At 70.9% G+C, this 16,666-nt stretch carries 12 protein-coding genes; 9 read left to right on the top strand and 3 right to left on the bottom strand.

The window, feature by feature from the left end:
- Positions 1-104: 104 nt before the first annotated feature.
- From ACZ6ZI_RS34875 to ACZ6ZI_RS34865, 3 genes are all read left to right on the top strand, one after another.
- On the top strand, positions 105-1,472 hold the full coding sequence (locus ACZ6ZI_RS34875; protein WP_469527896.1) for a tetratricopeptide repeat protein: 1,368 nt from the start codon (positions 105-107) through the stop codon (positions 1,470-1,472).
- 202 nt (positions 1,473-1,674) lie between these two features.
- Positions 1,675-2,859 carry a ParA family protein gene (locus ACZ6ZI_RS34870; RefSeq protein WP_363058881.1) on the top strand — a complete coding sequence of 395 codons (1,185 nt, stop codon included), beginning with the start codon at positions 1,675-1,677 and terminating at the stop codon, positions 2,857-2,859.
- On the top strand, positions 2,856-3,905 hold the full coding sequence (locus tag ACZ6ZI_RS34865; protein WP_469527893.1) for a ParB/RepB/Spo0J family partition protein: 1,050 nt from the start codon (positions 2,856-2,858) through the stop codon (positions 3,903-3,905). Before ACZ6ZI_RS34870 ends, ACZ6ZI_RS34865 begins: the two co-directional genes overlap by 4 nt.
- A 259-nt stretch (positions 3,906-4,164) precedes the next feature.
- Here the strand turns inward: ACZ6ZI_RS34865 and ACZ6ZI_RS34860 are convergent, their stop codons facing one another.
- The gene (locus ACZ6ZI_RS34860; protein ID WP_469527892.1) at positions 4,165-4,992 is read right to left on the bottom strand and encodes an oxidoreductase; all 828 of its coding nucleotides are present in this window, start codon (positions 4,990-4,992) and stop codon (positions 4,165-4,167) included.
- A gap of 111 nt (positions 4,993-5,103) precedes the next feature.
- On the opposite strand from ACZ6ZI_RS34860, the gene ACZ6ZI_RS34855 reads away from it, so the two are divergent.
- Positions 5,104-5,556, top strand: a complete 453-nt coding sequence (locus ACZ6ZI_RS34855) for a MerR family transcriptional regulator (protein WP_469527889.1) — start codon at positions 5,104-5,106, stop codon at positions 5,554-5,556.
- A 219-nt stretch (positions 5,557-5,775) separates the two neighbouring features.
- Here the strand turns inward: ACZ6ZI_RS34855 and ACZ6ZI_RS34850 are convergent, their stop codons facing one another.
- A complete protein-coding gene (locus tag ACZ6ZI_RS34850; protein ID WP_469527886.1) occupies positions 5,776-6,564 on the bottom strand; it encodes a YwqG family protein in 789 nt (262 codons plus the stop codon).
- A 946-nt stretch (positions 6,565-7,510) separates the two neighbouring features.
- On the opposite strand from ACZ6ZI_RS34850, the gene ACZ6ZI_RS34845 reads away from it, so the two are divergent.
- The 5 genes from ACZ6ZI_RS34845 to ACZ6ZI_RS34825 all read left to right on the top strand — a co-directional run bounded on the left by ACZ6ZI_RS34845 (position 7,511) and on the right by ACZ6ZI_RS34825 (position 16,150).
- The gene (locus ACZ6ZI_RS34845; protein WP_469528070.1) at positions 7,511-8,566 is read left to right on the top strand and encodes a bifunctional DNA primase/polymerase; all 1,056 of its coding nucleotides are present in this window, start codon (positions 7,511-7,513) and stop codon (positions 8,564-8,566) included.
- A complete protein-coding gene (locus tag ACZ6ZI_RS34840) occupies positions 8,563-10,143 on the top strand; it encodes a DNA primase family protein (RefSeq protein ID WP_469527883.1) in 1,581 nt (526 codons plus the stop codon). Before ACZ6ZI_RS34845 ends, ACZ6ZI_RS34840 begins: the two co-directional genes overlap by 4 nt.
- Before the next feature lie 163 nt (positions 10,144-10,306).
- Positions 10,307-10,687, top strand: coding sequence for a DUF6009 family protein (locus ACZ6ZI_RS34835; RefSeq protein ID WP_363058894.1), 381 nt, complete (start codon positions 10,307-10,309; stop codon positions 10,685-10,687).
- Positions 10,688-12,120: 1,433 nt separating this feature from the next.
- Positions 12,121-14,556, top strand: a complete 2,436-nt coding sequence (locus ACZ6ZI_RS34830; protein ID WP_469527882.1) for a trypsin-like serine protease — start codon at positions 12,121-12,123, stop codon at positions 14,554-14,556.
- Between the two features lie 202 nt (positions 14,557-14,758).
- Positions 14,759-16,150 carry a hypothetical protein gene (locus ACZ6ZI_RS34825; RefSeq protein ID WP_469527880.1) on the top strand — a complete coding sequence of 464 codons (1,392 nt, stop codon included), beginning with the start codon at positions 14,759-14,761 and terminating at the stop codon, positions 16,148-16,150.
- 33 nt (positions 16,151-16,183) lie between these two features.
- Here the strand turns inward: ACZ6ZI_RS34825 and ACZ6ZI_RS34820 are convergent, their stop codons facing one another.
- Positions 16,184-16,639 carry a hypothetical protein gene (locus ACZ6ZI_RS34820; RefSeq protein WP_469527877.1) on the bottom strand — a complete coding sequence of 152 codons (456 nt, stop codon included), beginning with the start codon at positions 16,637-16,639 and terminating at the stop codon, positions 16,184-16,186.
- Between the last annotated feature and the right edge of the window lie 27 nt (positions 16,640-16,666).

Here is a 16,666-nt window from a genome sequence, read left to right as displayed (position 1 = left end):
CGGTCCGCTCCCCCACCCACCCCACAACCGCGACCCCCACCACAACCGCCAATAGTTGGCCTCACCACGGATCGCTCTCGTGCGTCCGACTAGAGTGCGCTGCCATGGACGCTTCCGACCTTGATCGCCGCACTCGAACCCTCTCCGGCTGCGTCCCCCCGCACCTCGTCTCCCGGCTCCTCGACCTCGGCCACGAGGAGGAGGTGGCACGGCAGGCCGGCCGGGCGGAGTGGTTCTGCGCGCTGGAGTGGGCCCGGCTGCTCGGCGAGCGGGGGCGGCACGAGGAGGCGTTGGAGGTCCTCGATCCGTACGCCGCCACGGGCTGGTGGACGGCCGTCCGGGCCCAGGTGGAACTGCTGGAGGACTGGGGCCGGGCGGAGGAGGCGATCGCGCTGGCCCGGCCGCACGCCAGGGGCGGGGGTTTCAAGCTGGAACTGCTCGCGCGCCTGCTGGCCCGGCACGGGCGTCGGGACGAAGCGGTGACGCTGCTGAGCGCCGGCATCGAGGATTCGGGCCTCGCCTCCGCACTGGTCGAACTCTCCGCCGGGGCGGGCCGCGACGAGGAGATCGCCCTGCTGCTCGTCGCGCGCATCCCCGTCGGGCACCGCTGCGAGGACCCCTGGTGCTGTCGTGGCCTCGACCCCGACACCGCCATCGGCCTGCTGGCCACGATCCGTGAACGCCAAGGCCGCGTCGACGAGGCGATCGCTCTGCTGCGTACCCGACAGATCACCTCCGTCAGCGGCCGCGACCGGCCGGCCGACCTCCTGGCCGAGCAGGCCCGGACGGAGGAACTGCGCGCGTACGCCGCCTCGGAACCCCATGGGCACGCGCTACGGCGCCTCGCCGAACTGCTGGAGGAACGCGGCGACGTGGCCGGTGCGCTCGCCGTGTACCGGCAGTCGGACGACTCGGCGAGGGACGTGGCCGACCTCCTCGCCCGACAGGGCCGGCATGACGAGGCGATCGAGGTGATGCGCTCCCTCGCGCAGTCCGACGGCAGCGGGTCCGACGCCCACGACGACTGCGTCGTCCACGCGCTCTGCACCCTGTACGCCGACCACGGCCGGGCCCTCGACGGCCTGGCCTACCTCGACACCGTCACGGAGCACCCCACCGGCGGGGAGGAAGACATGCTGCGGCTGAGGCTACGACTGCGACTGATGGCCACCTGCGGCCTGCTCGACGAAGCGATCGAGCTCGTACGTCCGCACCTTGAGGGCGACACCCGGAGGGCGGCCTCGCTCATCGCCGACCTGCTGGCCAAGGCCGGTCGTACCGAGGAGGCCGTCGCCGTCCTGGAGCCGCACGCCGCCACCCACCGGACTCCCCTGGCCGGCCACCTCATCGAACTCGGCCGCGTCGAGGAAGCCCTGGCGCTCCTCCAGCACCGCGTGCGCGAGCCCTTCGTACCGGTCTGGTCGGGCACCTTCACCGACGCCGACCCGGTGGTGAACGCGCCGGGGTGCTAACCGCGTTAGCACCCCGACCCTTCCCCATCAGGATGCCCGGCGCGTGCCCGCGCTCCCTCTCCTCGCGGGGGTGCTAACCGCGTTAGCACCCCCGAGGGAACTGCTGCCGTTAGTAGTTTGGGCACGTACTAACGCGAGAAAAGTGAAGAAACACTGCCAGTGCGCCATCTTGAAGCATCGTCACGGCAGTATGCTGCCGTACATGGCATCTCCGACCTCGGGAGGTGAGCGGGAAAAGCTGGTATCCAAGCTCCCCCCGCACCTCCAGCAAGCACTCAAGGTCCGCGCGGCGCAGCTCCAGATCGACATGCAGGACGCCGTCGCCGCCGGCATCCAGGCGTGGCGCGACTGCGCCGACACCCTCCCCGAACTCAACACGGCGGGCGCCGAGTCGTTCGGCACGTACCTGCCCGAAGGCCTCTACGAGGAGTTCAAGGCGGACTGCCGCGACCGCGGCGTCTCCTACATCCAGGGACTCGCGCAGTCGGTCGCGCTCTGGCTGGTCGACAACCCGGCCCGCGACGAGAACGTCACCCGGCGCATCATCGTCTGCAACCAGAAGGGCGGCGTCGGCAAGACCGCCATCTCCGCCGGGCTCGCGCAGGCCCTCGCCGAGGTGCCGGACGCCCTCGAAGCGGCGGCGACCGCGGCCGCGAACGGTCTGCGGGTCCTCCTCGTCGACTACGACCCCCAGGGCCACCTCTCCCACCAGCTCGGCCTGACGGCGATCCCGGCCGGCGAGGAGAGCCTCATCACGCACATGCTCCACCGCGAGCAGGCGAAGAAGCCCCTCCTCGACCTGACCGTGGTCATAGGGGGTGACCGCTTCGGCGGCCGTCTGCGGATCCTGCCCGCCGCGTTCGAGGCCTTCCTCCTCGACTCCGGCCTCACCATGTTCCGCGGTCCCCGGCACGCCGCACTGGAGCGGGCCCTCGCCCCGCTGGAGGAGCACTTCGACGCGATCGTCGTGGACTCCCCCCCGAGCCTCGGCCTGGCGATGGACGCGGCCCTGTACTACGGCCGGCAGCGCGAGAGCGAGAAGCCGCGCACCTCCGGTCTGGTCATCCCCGTCGAGGCCGAGGACACCTCCGCCCAGGCGTACGGCATGCTGCTCCAGCAGATCGACTCCCTGTGCCGGGACTTCGACATCTCCATCGAGCAGCTCGGCCTGGTCGTCAACAAGTACGACAGCCGGCGCGGCTTCATCGCGACGTCCTCGCTGGAGAAGTGGAACTCCCTCGGCACTCCCCCGGTCCTGGCGGTGATCCCGGACGTCAAGGAGCAGCGGGAGGCCGTGCGCAAGCAACACGCGCTGCTGGACTACGCCCCCGACAGTGAGCAGTCGCATCAGATGCGGAAGATCGCGCGGGGGGTGACCACGGAATGAGCAAGGCGGACATGCTGGGGGACTCCCCCACATTCGACGCGGTCGCCCAGCCGATGAGCAGCCGGGCCGCGAGCTTCGCCCGGTTCTCGGGACAGGGCACCGAGCCGGCCGTCGTCGGTCGGCAGGAGACCCTGCGCGTGCCGGTCGAGGGCCTGGCGCACAACCCGTACAACCCGCGCGTGGAGCTCCGTTCCGTCGAGGACCTCGCCGACAGCGTGGCCTCGCGGGGCATCATCCAGCCGCTGACGATCGTCACCAGGATGGCGTTCCTGGAGGCCCACCCCGGACAGTCGGACCTCGGCCGCGCCGCGTTCGTCGTCGTGGACGGCAACAGGCGGCTGGCCGCCGCACGCCTCGCCGGCCTGGACGACGTCCCGGTCCACGTCGACGACTCCCTCGCCGAGAGCGCCGACACCCTCCTGGAGACCGCCCTCACCGCGGCCGTGCAGCACGAGGGCCTGGATCCGCTGGACGAGGCGAAGGCCCTGGAGCGCCTCGTCGCCGTCCACGGATCGCAGCGTGCCGTCGCGCGCGCCCTGGGCAAGTCCAGCCCGTGGGTGACCCAGCGCATCGCCCTGCTGAAGCTGACCCCCGAGCTCCAGGCGGCGGTCGAGGACCGCAGCCTGCCGGTGGCGATCGCGCGGAACGTCGGCCAGCTGCCGGCGCAGCAACAGCAGGAAGCGGCCGAGGAGGCCCTGGAGAAGCGGGCGCGGACCAAGGAGCGCAAGCAGACCCAGCCGGCCAAGGGTGCTAACGCGGTTAGCACCCCGCCCGCCCCGACCCACCTCGCCCCGCCCCCGGCACCCGCGCCGACGCCCACTCCCGCGCCCGTGGCTTCGCCGGCCCCGGACACCGCGAGCCCCTTCACGGAGCCCACGCCCGTTCCCCAGCCGGCCGCCCCCCAGGCGCAGCCCCGAACACAGCCGCAGACGCAGGCACCGTGGGACGACGGCCACAAGGTCGCCGACCTCATCTTCGAGCGGATGGACACGGCGCAGCGCGAAGTCCTCCTGGAACGCCTCCTGGCCGCCCACGGCAACGACTAGCCGACCCGCACCGTGCGAGAGCCCGTGCAGTGACCCCACTGCACGGGCTCTCGCACGTCCGGGGCCCCGGGGTTCCGGACCCCAGGGTGCTAACGCGGTTAGCACCCCACCGACCCGGGGGAGTGGAGCCGTCGAGGAACGGGCCGTCCTCGGCGGAGCCATCGGTGGGGGAGCCGTCGCTGGGGGAGTGGCCCGGCCCTCGAACCGGCGCCGGCGACGGCGCAGTCACCGGCGCCGTCGCGCAAGCGGGCGGCGGTCCTCAGTGAGCGGTGGAGAGCGCGACGTGGCGCCAGCGGTCGAGTTCGCTCCGTACCAGGTCCAGCTTCGCCTCGACGCGCTCGACCGCGTCCGCGCCCAACTGCAGGCGCAGCGGCGGACCGACGACCTCGGTGACGTCGACGATGGCCTTGGCCGCCTTCCTCGGGTCGCCCGGCTGGCGGCCGTCGTTCGCGGCCAAGGCTTCGCGCACCGGCCCCGCGCCGGTGGTGTAGTCGGCGATGGCGGCCGGTTCGACCCGGATGCTGGAACCGCCCAGGAAGTCCGTACGGAATCCACCCGGCTCGACGATCGTGACGTGGACGCCCAGCGGGGCCAGTTCGCCGTGCAGTGCCTCGGAGATGCCTTCCAGGGCGAACTTCGACGCGCCGTACAGGCCCACGGCCGGGGCGGTGGCGAAGCCGCCCACGGAGCCGATGTTCACCACGTGCCCGGAGCGTTGGGCGCGCAGGGTCGGCAGGGTCGCGCGCAACGTGTTGAGCACGCCGAACACGTTGACGTCGAAGAGGGCGCGAGCGGCTTCGTCGGAGGTCTCCTCGATCGCGCCCACGAGTCCGTATCCGGCGTTGTTGGCCACGACGTCGATCCGTCCGAACTCCGCCAGGCCGGCTTCCACCGCGGCCTCCAACGCCTGCGGATCGGTCACGTCCGCGCGCACCGCCAGCAATCCGCTCGGCTTCTCCGGGTAGGCCTCGGTCACAGCCGCGGCGTCCCTGGCCGTGGCGATCACCGCGTGCCCTCGCTCCAGTGCCTCACGGGTGATCTCCGCTCCGAGCCCGCGCGATGCACCGGTGACAAACCAGACGCTCATGTTTCCCCCACCTTCGATGACCCGATTGGCCCGACTGGCCGATTGGGCTGTGACTCGACGCTAAGAGCTAGAGTCCGGTCTAGATCAAGAGCCAGGGGAGGGGAGTCGTTGATGGACCTGAGCATCGGCGAGGTGGCGGAACGCAGCGGGCTGAGTGTCCACGCCCTGCGGTTCTACGAACGGGAGGGACTGTTCGCCAACCCGGTGCGCCGTCTGTCCAACGGCCGCCGGATCTATCACGAGGAGGATCTGGAGTGGCTGGCGATCTGCACCAAGCTGCGCTCCTCCGGCATGTCGCTGGCGATGATCCGGCAGTACATCGACCTCGTACGGCACGGCCCCGGCAACGAACCCGAACGGCTGGAGCTGCTGCGCCGGCACGTCGCCCAGGTGGAAACACAGATCCGGGGACTTCAGGAGACCCTGCACGTCATGCGGGGCAAGGTACGGCTCTATGAGGAGCACGTCATCCGCGGTGAGGCCGATCGGCTGTGGAACCCTTCGCACCGCGATGCGGCCGGGGCCGACACCGGCGACCTGTGCCGTCCGCCCGAGGGCACCTGATCGCCTGGTCGTTCAGCGGCTCATCAGGGACGGATGAGGGACGCATCAGGGACCGAAGCGACTGAAGCGACTCAACTTCGGATATGGAAAATTTTCCGGTGTCCTGTACACCCTATTTGGAAAGTTCGGTCCCTTCAGTCCCTGCCCCCTCGCCCCCTCCTTTCTGACCTGCTCTTTCTTCGAACGGTCTCCAGGGACCGGAGTGCCTCTCGGTCCCGATCAGTGCAGGTCCACCTGGAACGGGTGGCGGTGGTCGGTGGGGCAGGTGAAGAGGCGCAGCTCGCCATGGCGACCGACGACGACGCCCGTCTCCCCGTCGCTCGCCACCGTGAACAGGAGCGTCATCTCCGTACCGCAGGCATCGCAGGAGAAGGCCGTGGGGTGCGTCAGGTGCCAGGTGGGCCAGCCACCGAGCTTCAAGCCGGCGAGGCGGGTGACGGCGTCGCCCCCGTCACCGGTCTCGCGCACCAGCTCTTCGAGCCTCGGGCGGAGTTCGGCAGGTAGCTCCTCGCGGAAGGGGAAGTCGGTCACGGGTTCGACGGCGAGGGAACACGCGCAGGGCAGGTAGCCGTCCTCGTCGTATCGCGAGGGTGCCGGCGGCTCCATCAGTACCTCGGTCACGTCCGCAGCCCGGCGCCAGCGCACTTCGAGCACCGGGCTGAGGTCGGCCTGTCCGCGCCGAGGATCCCAGTGTGCGTTGGGACACCAGAGGATCTGGAGCAGGTCGATGCCGGGCGGCCACCAGGGACCGGGCGCGTCCGTACGGTGGATCTGGGCCACCGGAACCATGGCCACGGAGGGGCCGCCCGGGAAACCGCTCTCGTCGGGCAGGGAGCACTCGGGCCACGGTTCGTCACGCGGCCACAGCAGGGGACCACCGATCGAGCTGTTCCGCCGGTCCGCTTCGGCCCGCTCGGGATGGAGCAGGTTTGCCTCCCGCGCGTACGGAACGAGTTCGGGAAGCGCGTCGAGTATCGCTTCCTTCGTCGGTCGGGGAGTGCTCGTCATCGTGTCGTCCGCTCGGTCGGTCGTAGGTCGCTCGCAGGGTATCGGCCGGCACTGACAACGGCTCCGACTCTCGGACAACTCCCGAGCGGGAACCTCGGTCCCCCTCCCTCCCGTCCCTGTTCCGCTCCGGTCCCTGCCCGTTCGGTCCCTCTCCTCCCTCCAGGGACTGAAGCGTTTTCGACCCCCGCAGCGCCTCCTCAGGGTCCAGGGTCCAGGGTCTGTGAGGGACCCTTCGGTCCCTCACTGTTCAGTCCCTGTACAAAGATGCAGGTCAGAGCGTTTTCTCAGGCAAACGAGGGACTCAAGGGACTCAGTTTTCCTATTTCCACTCTTCGTGTGCGTGCGTGTATGCGCGGGCGTATGTAAGCCTTGTGCTCTGGTTACGTCATAACTAGGAAATTGAGTCCCTTCAGTCCCTGGAAAACGACGAGCAAGCCCCTGACCAGCAGGTTTGTCAGTGACTGAAGGGACAGGGACCGAAAGGGTCCGAAGGAGGGTCCGGACCCTGGTTCCGGGTGGAGCGGGAGGGAGGGGGACAGCAGGGTCCGAAACCTGACAGCCCCCCAGGGGCCGAACAGTCCCTGCCTTCTGACGGGAAGGGACCGGAGTCGTGGACGGCGCGCCACGCCCGGGATTTCCTATCCGGCCAAATCGGGATGTTCTGCGCAGAGCGCCAACTCAACAGTGGACTCAAGGGACTCAAGGGACTGAAAAGTGACTAGGGGGCCACCGACCTGCAGAGTTCCGGTGAAGAGCTGCGCTAGGCTCCGCAATACCGAAACTTCGGTCCCTTCAGTCCCTCAGTCCAGGAGCCGGGGCCAGGGGCCGGGTAGTACACCCAGCAACGCGACACCCAGGCAACCTGTCGAGGAAGCAGAACGTGCCAGCCCATTCCGGCAACCAGGCCCAGGCCACCACCCCCGCCGCGGCCGCGCGGCACCCGGGAGTGGCGCGCTGGTTCGCGGCACACGGCTACCCGGTGCACCCGCTGGCGACCGGCCTGAAGACCCCTCCGGCCAACTGCCCCGCCTGCCGTCCGCCCGCTCCACCCCACGAGCCCCAGAACTGTCCCTGCTTCGCCCAGGGCCGCTGGTGCCACGGCTTTCACGCCGCGACCACCGACCCCACCGTCGTCGAGGACTGGTGGCGCCAGGAGCCGGAGTTCGGCGTAGCCGTCTCCTGCGGTCCCGCCGGCCTCGTCGTCATCGACATCGACGCCCACGCGCCCACCCTTCCCGACCGGCAACGACTGCTCCCCGGCATCCGGATAGACGACCGTGTCGACCTGTCAGGCCTGGCCTCGGGATTCGACACCCTCGCCCTCCTCGCCGCCTGCCGCTCGCAGCCGAACCCGGCCGACGACACCACGACCCTGCGCGTACGGACCCCCTCGGGCGGACTGCACGTCTGGTACCAGGTCCCGCGCGGGGGACCCGCGTACCGCTCCTCCAGCGGCTCCAGCCCCCGCGTGGCCCTCGCCTGGCAGGTCGACGTACGGGCCACCGGCGGCTACATCGTCGCGCCCGGGACCCGGACCGGCGCGGGGACCTACGAGGCGCTCCCCGGCGCCCGCACACCCGCCGCCCTGCCCCTGTGGCTGAGCGCCGAACTCATCCGTACCGGCCACACAGGCCACACCGGCCCTACCCACACCCATACCCCGAGCACCGCGCCGACACGCAGCCCCGGGGCGGTGCCGTCCCGCACCGCCCCGCAGGACGGCACGGAAGCGCACCGGATCCTGCGTCCCCTCCTCGACGAGGTGCGCGGCTGCGCCACCACCCCCTCCGGGACGGCGTTCACCGAGAAGCTCAACCGAGCCGCGTTCACCGCCGGAGGCCTCGCCGCGGCCGGACACATCACACAAGCCGAATGCGCCGGCCTGCTGACCGCGGCCGCCGACGCGGCACGCCCCCGGCAGAGCCGCAGAAACCGACTCGTCATCGACTCCGCACTCCGCGCCGGCGGCACCCGCCCGATCCACCCCAAGGGACGTTCATGAGCAGCGCAGGCAGCAACGGGTTCGACGCGCACGCCGCGGCCGAGCAGCTCGCCGTCTTCAACGCCGAAGCCGCTCCGCCCGCCGCACCACAGTTGCCCGCCCAGCAGGGCGCCGTAGGCGCCGGGTTCCGGCCGGGCGACTTCGTCCAGTCGGGCCTGTTGGGCAACCTCACCGACCGGGGCAACGCCAAGCTCTTCGCCCACCTGCACAACCACCGCTTCCGGCACGTCGAGGGCCTGGGCTGGTACGTGTGGGACGAGTACCGCTGGAAGCGCACCGGTGGCGAGAAGGCCGCCATCTGGGCCGCGGGCGACATGGCCGAGGACATGCCGCTGCACGACCCGCGCGGCATGTTCACCGACCGGGAACTCAACCAGCACCGCAAGCGGGCCATGTCCACCTCCGGGGTCAAGGCGATGCTCGCCCAGGCCAAGGCCTCGCCCGAACTCGCCCTGGACCCCGACACCCTCGACGGCGACAAGTACGCCCTGTGCACCCCCGCCGGCGTCGTCGACCTGCGCACCGGCGACCTGCGCAAGCCCGACCCCCGGCGCGACCTGCACTCCCGCGCCACCTACGTGGCCCCCGAGGCCATGCCCACGCCCCGCTTCGCGCGCTTCCTCACCGAGACGTTCGGCGACGACGACAAGGGCAGGGAGATGATCAACTTCCTGCACCTGCTCCTCGGCTACTCCATCACCGGCGACGTCGGCGGCCAGGTGCTGCCCTTCCTCTACGGCATCGGCGCCAACGGCAAGTCCGCCCTCATGGACGTGGTCATCAAGATCCTGGGCGACTACGCCGACGTCGCCCCGCCCGGCTTCCTCATGGAGCGCGGCAAGTTCAACGAGCACTCCACCGAGCTGACCGAACTCCACGGCCGCCGGCTGTTCGTGTGCAGCGAGCTCAAGCCCCACGACAAGTTCGACGAGGCCCGCGTCAAGCTCCTCACCGGCGGCGACCGCCTCAAGGCGCGCCGCATGCGTCAGGACTTCTTCAGCTTCGAACCCACCCACAAGCTGTGGCTGCTCGGCAACCACCGCCCCGAGGTCGGCACCGGCGGCCACGCCTTCTGGCGCCGCATCCGCCTCATCCCGTTCGACAAGGTCGTCCCCGACCACCGCAAGATCGACAACCTCGCGGAGGAACTCGTCGCCGACGAGGGCCCCGGCATCCTCCAGTGGATGGTCCAGGGCGCCATGGCCTACCTCGCGACCAAGCCCTCCCTCGGCGGACCCACGGTCGTACGCACCGCCACCCAGGCCTACGCCACCACCGAGGACCACATCGGCCGCTTCCTCGCCGAATGCTGCACCACGACCGCAGACCTGGACGAGCCCTGCGACCTGCGCGTCGAGCAGGGCGCCCTCTACCGTGCTTACAGCAACTGGTGCCAGGAGGGGGAGGGGCTGCGCCCGGCGACGACCCGTGCCTTCGCCACCCGGATCCGCGCCGAGGCGGGCATCTCCTCGCCGAGCGAGATGCTCCGCTCCAACGGTCAGAAGTTCTATCCGGGCCTCGCCCTCCTCGCCGAGGAGAGCCCCTCGGGCGGGGCGAACGGAGCAGCCCGCGCGTGAACCGACCCCGGCGTACTGTCCGCAGCAATCCCAGCCCCCTACGATGGACGGAAGAAACCATGACCCAAGCCCGGCACGCCATAGCCGGACCACGGCAACCTGCCGAGCACGGGGCCACCTGCCCGACCGGACAGGAACGCAAGACCGAGGAGGGACGAAAGCCATGAGCTCGCTACTCGAACCGAGCGATCTCGCCCACGAGGACAAAGTGGTGTGGCTGGAGGACCCCGACGAACTCGATTACGTACGCCAGGCCCTCGACAAGACCCCCCGCCGCCGGGGCAAGCCCCGCTACTACCGTGACGGCCGCATGATCGGCTTCACGGAGCTGGGCGACACGGCGGAGGCGGACCCCGACAGCGGCCTGCAGAAGCGGCGCGTCTTCTACCTCCTCCCGCACGACCGGGACGCCGAACCGAACGGCCTCTACCGGGAGGGCGCTCCGGGAGAGGCCGTCGACCCGCGCACCATCGAGCCCCGCAAGGTCGGCCTCAAGACGCCCCGCTCCCAGCGGGGCCTCACGGCCAGCGAGACGGTGGCCTGAGTCGGACCGTTCGGTCCCTTCGGTCCCTGTGGTGTTCGAAAGTGCCCCTGAGCTGCGCTTTTCCCCAGGGTCCAAGAGGACGGAACAGCCCCTGGGCGCGCTCGCGGCGGCCCGCTGTCTCCCTGGGAATCCCCAGGGACGGCTCTCCATGGCCCCGGACCGCTCGGGAGCGCTCGGGAGCGCCCTGGAGCGTTCGGGATCACACCCAGGTGTGGTTCGCGTCGGTGACGGCCTCCAGGGCGGCGTCCGTGACGGCGGCGCGGGGGTGACTCAGGGCAGCCAGGGCGGGGCCGCCGTCGGGAAGCTCGTCCGGCTCCTGCCCGGCGAGCCCCGCGCGGACCTCGGGGGTGATGTGGAAGCGGTGGATCAGGGGGAGCCCCCGCGGGGTGTAGTGGGTGGAGTCGGTCCGGCGGTCCGTGTCCGCACGTGTAACCGTTCCTCCACAGCCGGCCCGGCTCTCGTGGGGCGGGGAAGAACCGCGGCTAGGGTCGTGGTCATGGGGGATCGGGTAACACGAGTCAGGCAGTGCAGGCAGTGCAGGCGACCGCTCGACGAGCGCCGCTGGGGGCGTCCGAAGCGGTTCTGCACCCGGTGGCACCGGGTGAGGTACTGGCTGGAGGAGCTGGGCGAACTCGTGTTGAGCTGAGGGCGTTCGACGCACGTGGTCGAACGGCGTCGCCGGCGACCCCGGCCCCGCCGGGATGTGCGGTGGGGCCTGTGCGGCGCGTCTCCTCGACATCCCTGGCCCACTCGTCTCGTCGTCCGGCGCCCGCAGTTGTCGGCCGCTGTCCTTCACTGGCGATCGTAGCCACTCCCCGATTCGGAATCAACCAGAGTTTATTTCGAATCAATTCCCGGACAGTTTTCCGAACCGTGCATCGCCGATCCGCCGTCACGGCATCAACCTTGCAGGTGAGGGCCTTGCTGGAGTGTTTCGTTCCCCTTCCTCCAGGGCTTTCCGTGCGAGAGAAATCCTCCCGGCATGGCGCCTGATGTGCGGCATTCAGGGCGAAATCTCACACTTTTTTGCAAGTTGACGAACCGACAGATCAGCCGGCTATCTTGCGCCGAGTGTTATCGCCTCGATGACAACCACGCAGAGCTCTCTGCGCTCTGTCGTCCGTCTGAAAGGGCCCCAATGACGCCGCGCCAACGGTCATACGGTCATTCCCCATGAGTGTGGCCGTCGCGGTCGGAGGCCTTCACCCCTTCCTCCCGTCGCCGACGCCGCCCCCGACCGGGCCGAAACCACCGCCCCCTCGACCTCCGGCATGACACCACCGGCACCCTCACGCCCCAGGGCCTGACCCGAGCCCCTGCTTCGGCGGCACCGCCGCCGCGCCTTCCCACCCCAGTGGTGCCCGGTGTCCGTCATGCCCGAAAACACAAGCGAACACCGGGCACCGACCCGGAATCCCTCACGAAGGAACCCCATGCCTGACACCCGTCCGCGCGCGCTGCGGATGACCGGCCTGCTCGTCACCGCCACCGCGGTCGCCGGGGCCCTGATCTCGTCCGGATCCGCCCAGGCACTGACCGGCCCCGAAGCTCCCGCCGACCAGTACGCGTACACCGCGAAGCTGAGCATCGGTCACGAGGTCGACAGCCGTGCCTGCACCGCGACGCTGGTCAACTCCCGCTGGGTCCTGACCGCCGCAGCATGCCTGGCGGCAAAGCCCGGCGACGCCGTCACGGCCGGGCCGCCCGCCCTCAAGACGACCGCCACCTTCAGCGGCGGCCAGACCCGCGAGATCGTCGAGGTCTCCGCGAGCGCCGCCGACCGCGACCTGGTCCTCGCCCGCCTGGCCACCCCCGTCACCGACATCACCCCCGTCAAGCGTGCCACCGCCGCCCCCGCGGTCGGTGGGGAACTGACCGCCGTCGGGTTCGGCCGTACGAAGACCGAGTGGGTGCCGGACAAGGCGCACACCGGCGCGTTCACCACGAACGGCAGCGACGCCACCACCCTGGCCATCACCGGCAAGGGGACGGACGCCATCTGCAAGGGGGACACCGGCGGCCCGCTCCTGAACGCCGCGGGCGAACTCGTCGCGATCAACAGCCGCTCCTGGCAGGGCGGCTGCCTCGGCCAGGTCGAGACCCGTACCGGAGCGGTGTCCGCGCGCACCGACAACGTCGGCGACTGGATCGACCGAGTCACCGGGCCGCGCAACGGTTCCCAGGTCTCGCTCCTGGCCGCCGGCGGCGGAACGATGTGGTCGCAGTCCGGGGACCTGGGCTACGGCGAGTACGGGCAGTCCTGGAGCAAGGTCGAGGGCCAGGACATCTCACGTGTAACCAGCGTGCGCTCGGGCGAGTACGTGCGCGCCTTCGGCATCGCCGGCGGCCGCGTCTACAGTCGGGACCTCAACACCCGTACGAACCAGTGGTCTCCGTGGGGTGAGGTCCCCGGCGGCGCGGCCGGTACGCGCGACATCGCGGCCTCGGTCGTGGGCAACGTGGTGCACCTCCAGATCGCCGGCGCGGACGGTTCGCTGTACACGCAGGTCGGGGACTACAACGCCGGCCGGTGGAACAACACCTGGAACCAGGTCGGCGCCTCCGGCCTGACGAACGTCACCAGCGTCGCGGCGGGAACCACCGTACGCCTCTACGCCGTCGCCGACGGCCGCGTGTACGGGCGGGACCTCAACACGCAGAACGGCTCGTGGACCGGCTGGGGCCAGCTCCCGGGCGGGGCCGCGGACGTCAAGGACATCGCCGCCGGCCTGGTCGGCAACAACGTCGAACTGCAGATCATCGGCGGCGACGGCGCGGTCTGGACGCAGTACGGCAACTACGACACCGGCTACTGGAACGACGCCTGGACCCGCGGGGGCGGTAGCGACCTCACCCGCCTGAGCAGCAGCCCCGTCGGAAAGAACGTCAACGTCTACGCCGTCGGCGCCTCCGGCAAGGTCCTCAACGCCACGCTGCAGAGCGGCCCCGGCACCTGGTCCGCGTGGAAGGAGGTCCCCGGCGGCCTCGGGGGCGCGGCCGACGTCAGCGCCGTCGCCATCGCGGCGCCGACCAGGGTCACCCTGGCCGCGGGCGGCCAGGGCACGCTCTGGAGCCAGCAGGGCGACCTGAACACCGGTTCCTACGGCGGCCGGTGGGGCAAGGTCGAGGGCCAGGACATCTCACGTGTAACCAGCGTCGCCGCCGAGCACCACGTCCGGTACTACGGCATCGCCGGCGGTCGGGTGTACGGCCGCGACCTGGACACCCGTACGAACCAGTGGTCTCCGTGGGGTGAGATCCCCGGCGGCGCGGCGGGCACGCGCGACATCGCGGCCTCGATCCTGAACAACGTGGTGCACCTCCAGATCGCCGGCGCGGACGGTTCGCTGTACACGCAGGTCGGGGACTACAACGCCGGCCGGTGGAACAACACCTGGAACCAGGTCGACGCCTCCGGCCTGACCAACGTCACCAGCGTCGCGGCGGGAACCACCGTACGCCTCTACGCCGTCGCCGACGGCCGCGTCTACGGGCGGGACCTCAACACGCAGAACGGCTCGTGGACCGGCTGGGGCGAACTCCCCGGTGGTGCCGCGGACGCCAAGGACATCGCCGCCGGCCTCGTCGGCAACAACGTCGAACTCCAGATCATCGGCGGCGCCGGCGGACTGTGGCTCCAGTACGGCAACTACGACGCCGGCCGCTGGAACAACACCTGGACCGACGCCGGCGGCACCGGCCTCAGCCGGGTGACCAGCATCGCGTCCGGGAAGAACGTCCACGTCTACACGGTCGGCGCCTCGGGCAAGGTCTCCGGCTCGATCCTCGTGAGCGGCCCCGGCACGTTCACGGCGTGGAAGGAACTCCCGGGCGGGCTCGCGGGCGTCACCGCCGCCGCCGGCAAGTAACACCACACCTCCCCGCGGCGGCCGCGCCACGCGGCCGTCGCCCTCCGGGCCCGCACGCCCCCGCGTCGCCACAGCGGCGGGGGAGCGGCGTCGGGCCCGGAGGCGCGGACGTGCTGCCGGACCCGGCCGTGCACCAGGAGCGCGCGCTGGGCTAGGTTCAGGGCGGAGTGTCTGTTACATGTCAGGTGAGAGGGGTCGGGTCATGCGGGGGCGCAGTCGGCGGGCGGTCACCACGGTCGCGGGGTTGCTGCCCTTGCTCGCGTTCTGCGTCACGGGCTGCGGACCGGACGCGCAGGACCGGGGCGCGCCGCCGAGCGGCGGGGCCGCCACTTCCGCCGACGCCCGCCCGCGGGCCTCGTCCGCCCCGCCGGCGCCCCGTCCGCTGACGGACAGCCAGACGATCTCGGCCTTGATCGGCCCGTCGGACCTGTCCGGGACCTGGACGACGACGAGCGAGGACCTGTCGCCGGACGTCGAGGAGGGCGACCAGGGCATTCACGGCGTGGACGGGGACACCGCCTGCGACGAGGTGGTCGCCGCCTCCTTGCGTGCTCCGCGGTCCACGGCAACGGTCAGCCGGACCATGAGGCAGGCCACGGGCCAATCGACGGTCGGCGTCGTCGTTCAGGCGTACGCCGACGTCGAGGGCGCGCAGCGGCAGGTCGAGCAGGTGAGGCAGCTCCAGCAGCGGTGTTCCGGGGCGAAGGTCGAGTCGTGGACGGTGGAGTACGCGGCGTGGAGCACTCCGCCACGCGGCGACGATTCCCACGGGATCCGGATGCACCTGGCCGGCAAGCGCTTCGACGAGGTCGTCATCCGCGTCGGGACGGCCACCTTGACCATCACCTTCGCCGGGACCGCCGGTGACGACACCGCCCTGGTGGAAGGCGTCACGGCGCGGGCGACGGAGAAGCTGCGTACGACCTCCACCGGGCAGGCGGACCGGGGGAGCGCTTCGAATGCCGTCGCCCGGGGAGGGGCTCGCATGGACACGTGGCAGGACCTGACGGCGCGGCTGGACGCGCGCGTGGATGCGGCGTCGCCCGGCGAACGCGGCGTCTTCGCCGCGGGCGTCGCCGAGCGGCTGATGGGCTGGCACGAAGCCCTGCCCGAGGGCGAACGGGCGGCCTTCACGCTGGGCCTGCGCCCGCTCCTGGACACGGTGTGGGAGGGCGTCCTCGGCGATCCGGAGGCGTACGTCGCCGTCAACCGCGGCCTGGCGGAGTTCATGCTCAGCGCGTACTGCCACGTCGACCGCCTGGCAGGACCCGAGGACGCCTACGAACCCGCCGCCGCCGCGACCCTCCACGCCGCGCGCGCCTACGTCTTCGGCTGCGCCGACTTCGCGGTCTGGGCCGGCCGGCGGGCCGTCGACGATCGGCACCTCGAACACATCGCCGGCCTCGGGCTCGAAGACGGAGACCCCCTGGACACCGACAGCGCCCTGATCGACGAGCTGAAGCGGCAGCTTCGCGACCTCGACCTCATCGCCGCACGCGCGAAGGAACTGCGCCACGCCCGCTTCGGGCTGCCCCTGGACACGTCGGAGCGGCTGCGCACGGAACTGCGTACTCCGCTCTCCCGCCGCGACTGACGGGACGGGGGAGCGCGGAAGCGCGGGCAGCCCCTACAGGCCCAGGCGCGCGACGAAGTCCGAGAACGTGGGCGTCACGATCCGCCACCGGCACATCCGGGGATCCGTCCGGTAGTCGCTGCCGACGACGCGGGGATCGGCGGGGTCGGTGCGGTAGTCGAGCGCCAGGGCGCCGTCGTCGCCGGGGTTGCGGGTGCAGGCGATCAGAACGGCCTGTTCGACGTCCAGCCAGGGCAGTTCGAGCGGGACGGCGCTCGCGCTCCCGCGCGCCTGGCGAAAGTACGTGGAGTGCGGATCGTCGGCGATCAGGTCCATCGACCGGGACGCGAACGTCATCTGCTCCGGGTCCCGCACGAAGGCGAGGGGGTCCTCGAACCACGGAACGACCTGCGCCATGGCCGCGTCGCCGGGGTGTCGCCACAGGCCGCGGTCGATGAGGGATGTCAGCGGGACGGGCAGCGGGAGTCCGCGGACTGTCGAAGGTGCCATGGCCCGAAGCCTCGCACGTCGACACGT

The sequence above is a fragment of the Streptomyces sp. NPDC103540 genome (assembly GCF_055584445.1).
Note: the sequence above shows the minus strand (reverse complement) of the source record. Positions and strands in the feature narration are given on the sequence as shown.

What these genes read in the sequence shown, in the direction of transcription:
- ACZ6ZI_RS34840 (WP_469527883.1), top strand. Translation starts at nt 8,563, where the DNA reads ATGAGCAGCGCAGGCAGCAACGGGTTCGACGCGCACGCCGCGGCCGAG.
- ACZ6ZI_RS34820 (WP_469527877.1), bottom strand. Translation starts at nt 16,639, where the DNA reads ATGGCACCTTCGACAGTCCGCGGACTCCCGCTGCCCGTCCCGCTGACA.
- ACZ6ZI_RS34835 (WP_363058894.1), top strand. Translation starts at nt 10,307, where the DNA reads ATGAGCTCGCTACTCGAACCGAGCGATCTCGCCCACGAGGACAAAGTG.
- ACZ6ZI_RS34860 (WP_469527892.1), bottom strand. Translation starts at nt 4,992, where the DNA reads ATGAGCGTCTGGTTTGTCACCGGTGCATCGCGCGGGCTCGGAGCGGAG.
- ACZ6ZI_RS34855 (WP_469527889.1), top strand. Translation starts at nt 5,104, where the DNA reads ATGGACCTGAGCATCGGCGAGGTGGCGGAACGCAGCGGGCTGAGTGTC.
- ACZ6ZI_RS34825 (WP_469527880.1), top strand. Translation starts at nt 14,759, where the DNA reads ATGCGGGGGCGCAGTCGGCGGGCGGTCACCACGGTCGCGGGGTTGCTG.
- ACZ6ZI_RS34865 (WP_469527893.1), top strand. Translation starts at nt 2,856, where the DNA reads ATGAGCAAGGCGGACATGCTGGGGGACTCCCCCACATTCGACGCGGTC.
- ACZ6ZI_RS34870 (WP_363058881.1), top strand. Translation starts at nt 1,675, where the DNA reads ATGGCATCTCCGACCTCGGGAGGTGAGCGGGAAAAGCTGGTATCCAAG.
- ACZ6ZI_RS34830 (WP_469527882.1), top strand. Translation starts at nt 12,121, where the DNA reads ATGCCTGACACCCGTCCGCGCGCGCTGCGGATGACCGGCCTGCTCGTC.
- ACZ6ZI_RS34875 (WP_469527896.1), top strand. Translation starts at nt 105, where the DNA reads ATGGACGCTTCCGACCTTGATCGCCGCACTCGAACCCTCTCCGGCTGC.
- ACZ6ZI_RS34850 (WP_469527886.1), bottom strand. Translation starts at nt 6,564, where the DNA reads ATGACGAGCACTCCCCGACCGACGAAGGAAGCGATACTCGACGCGCTT.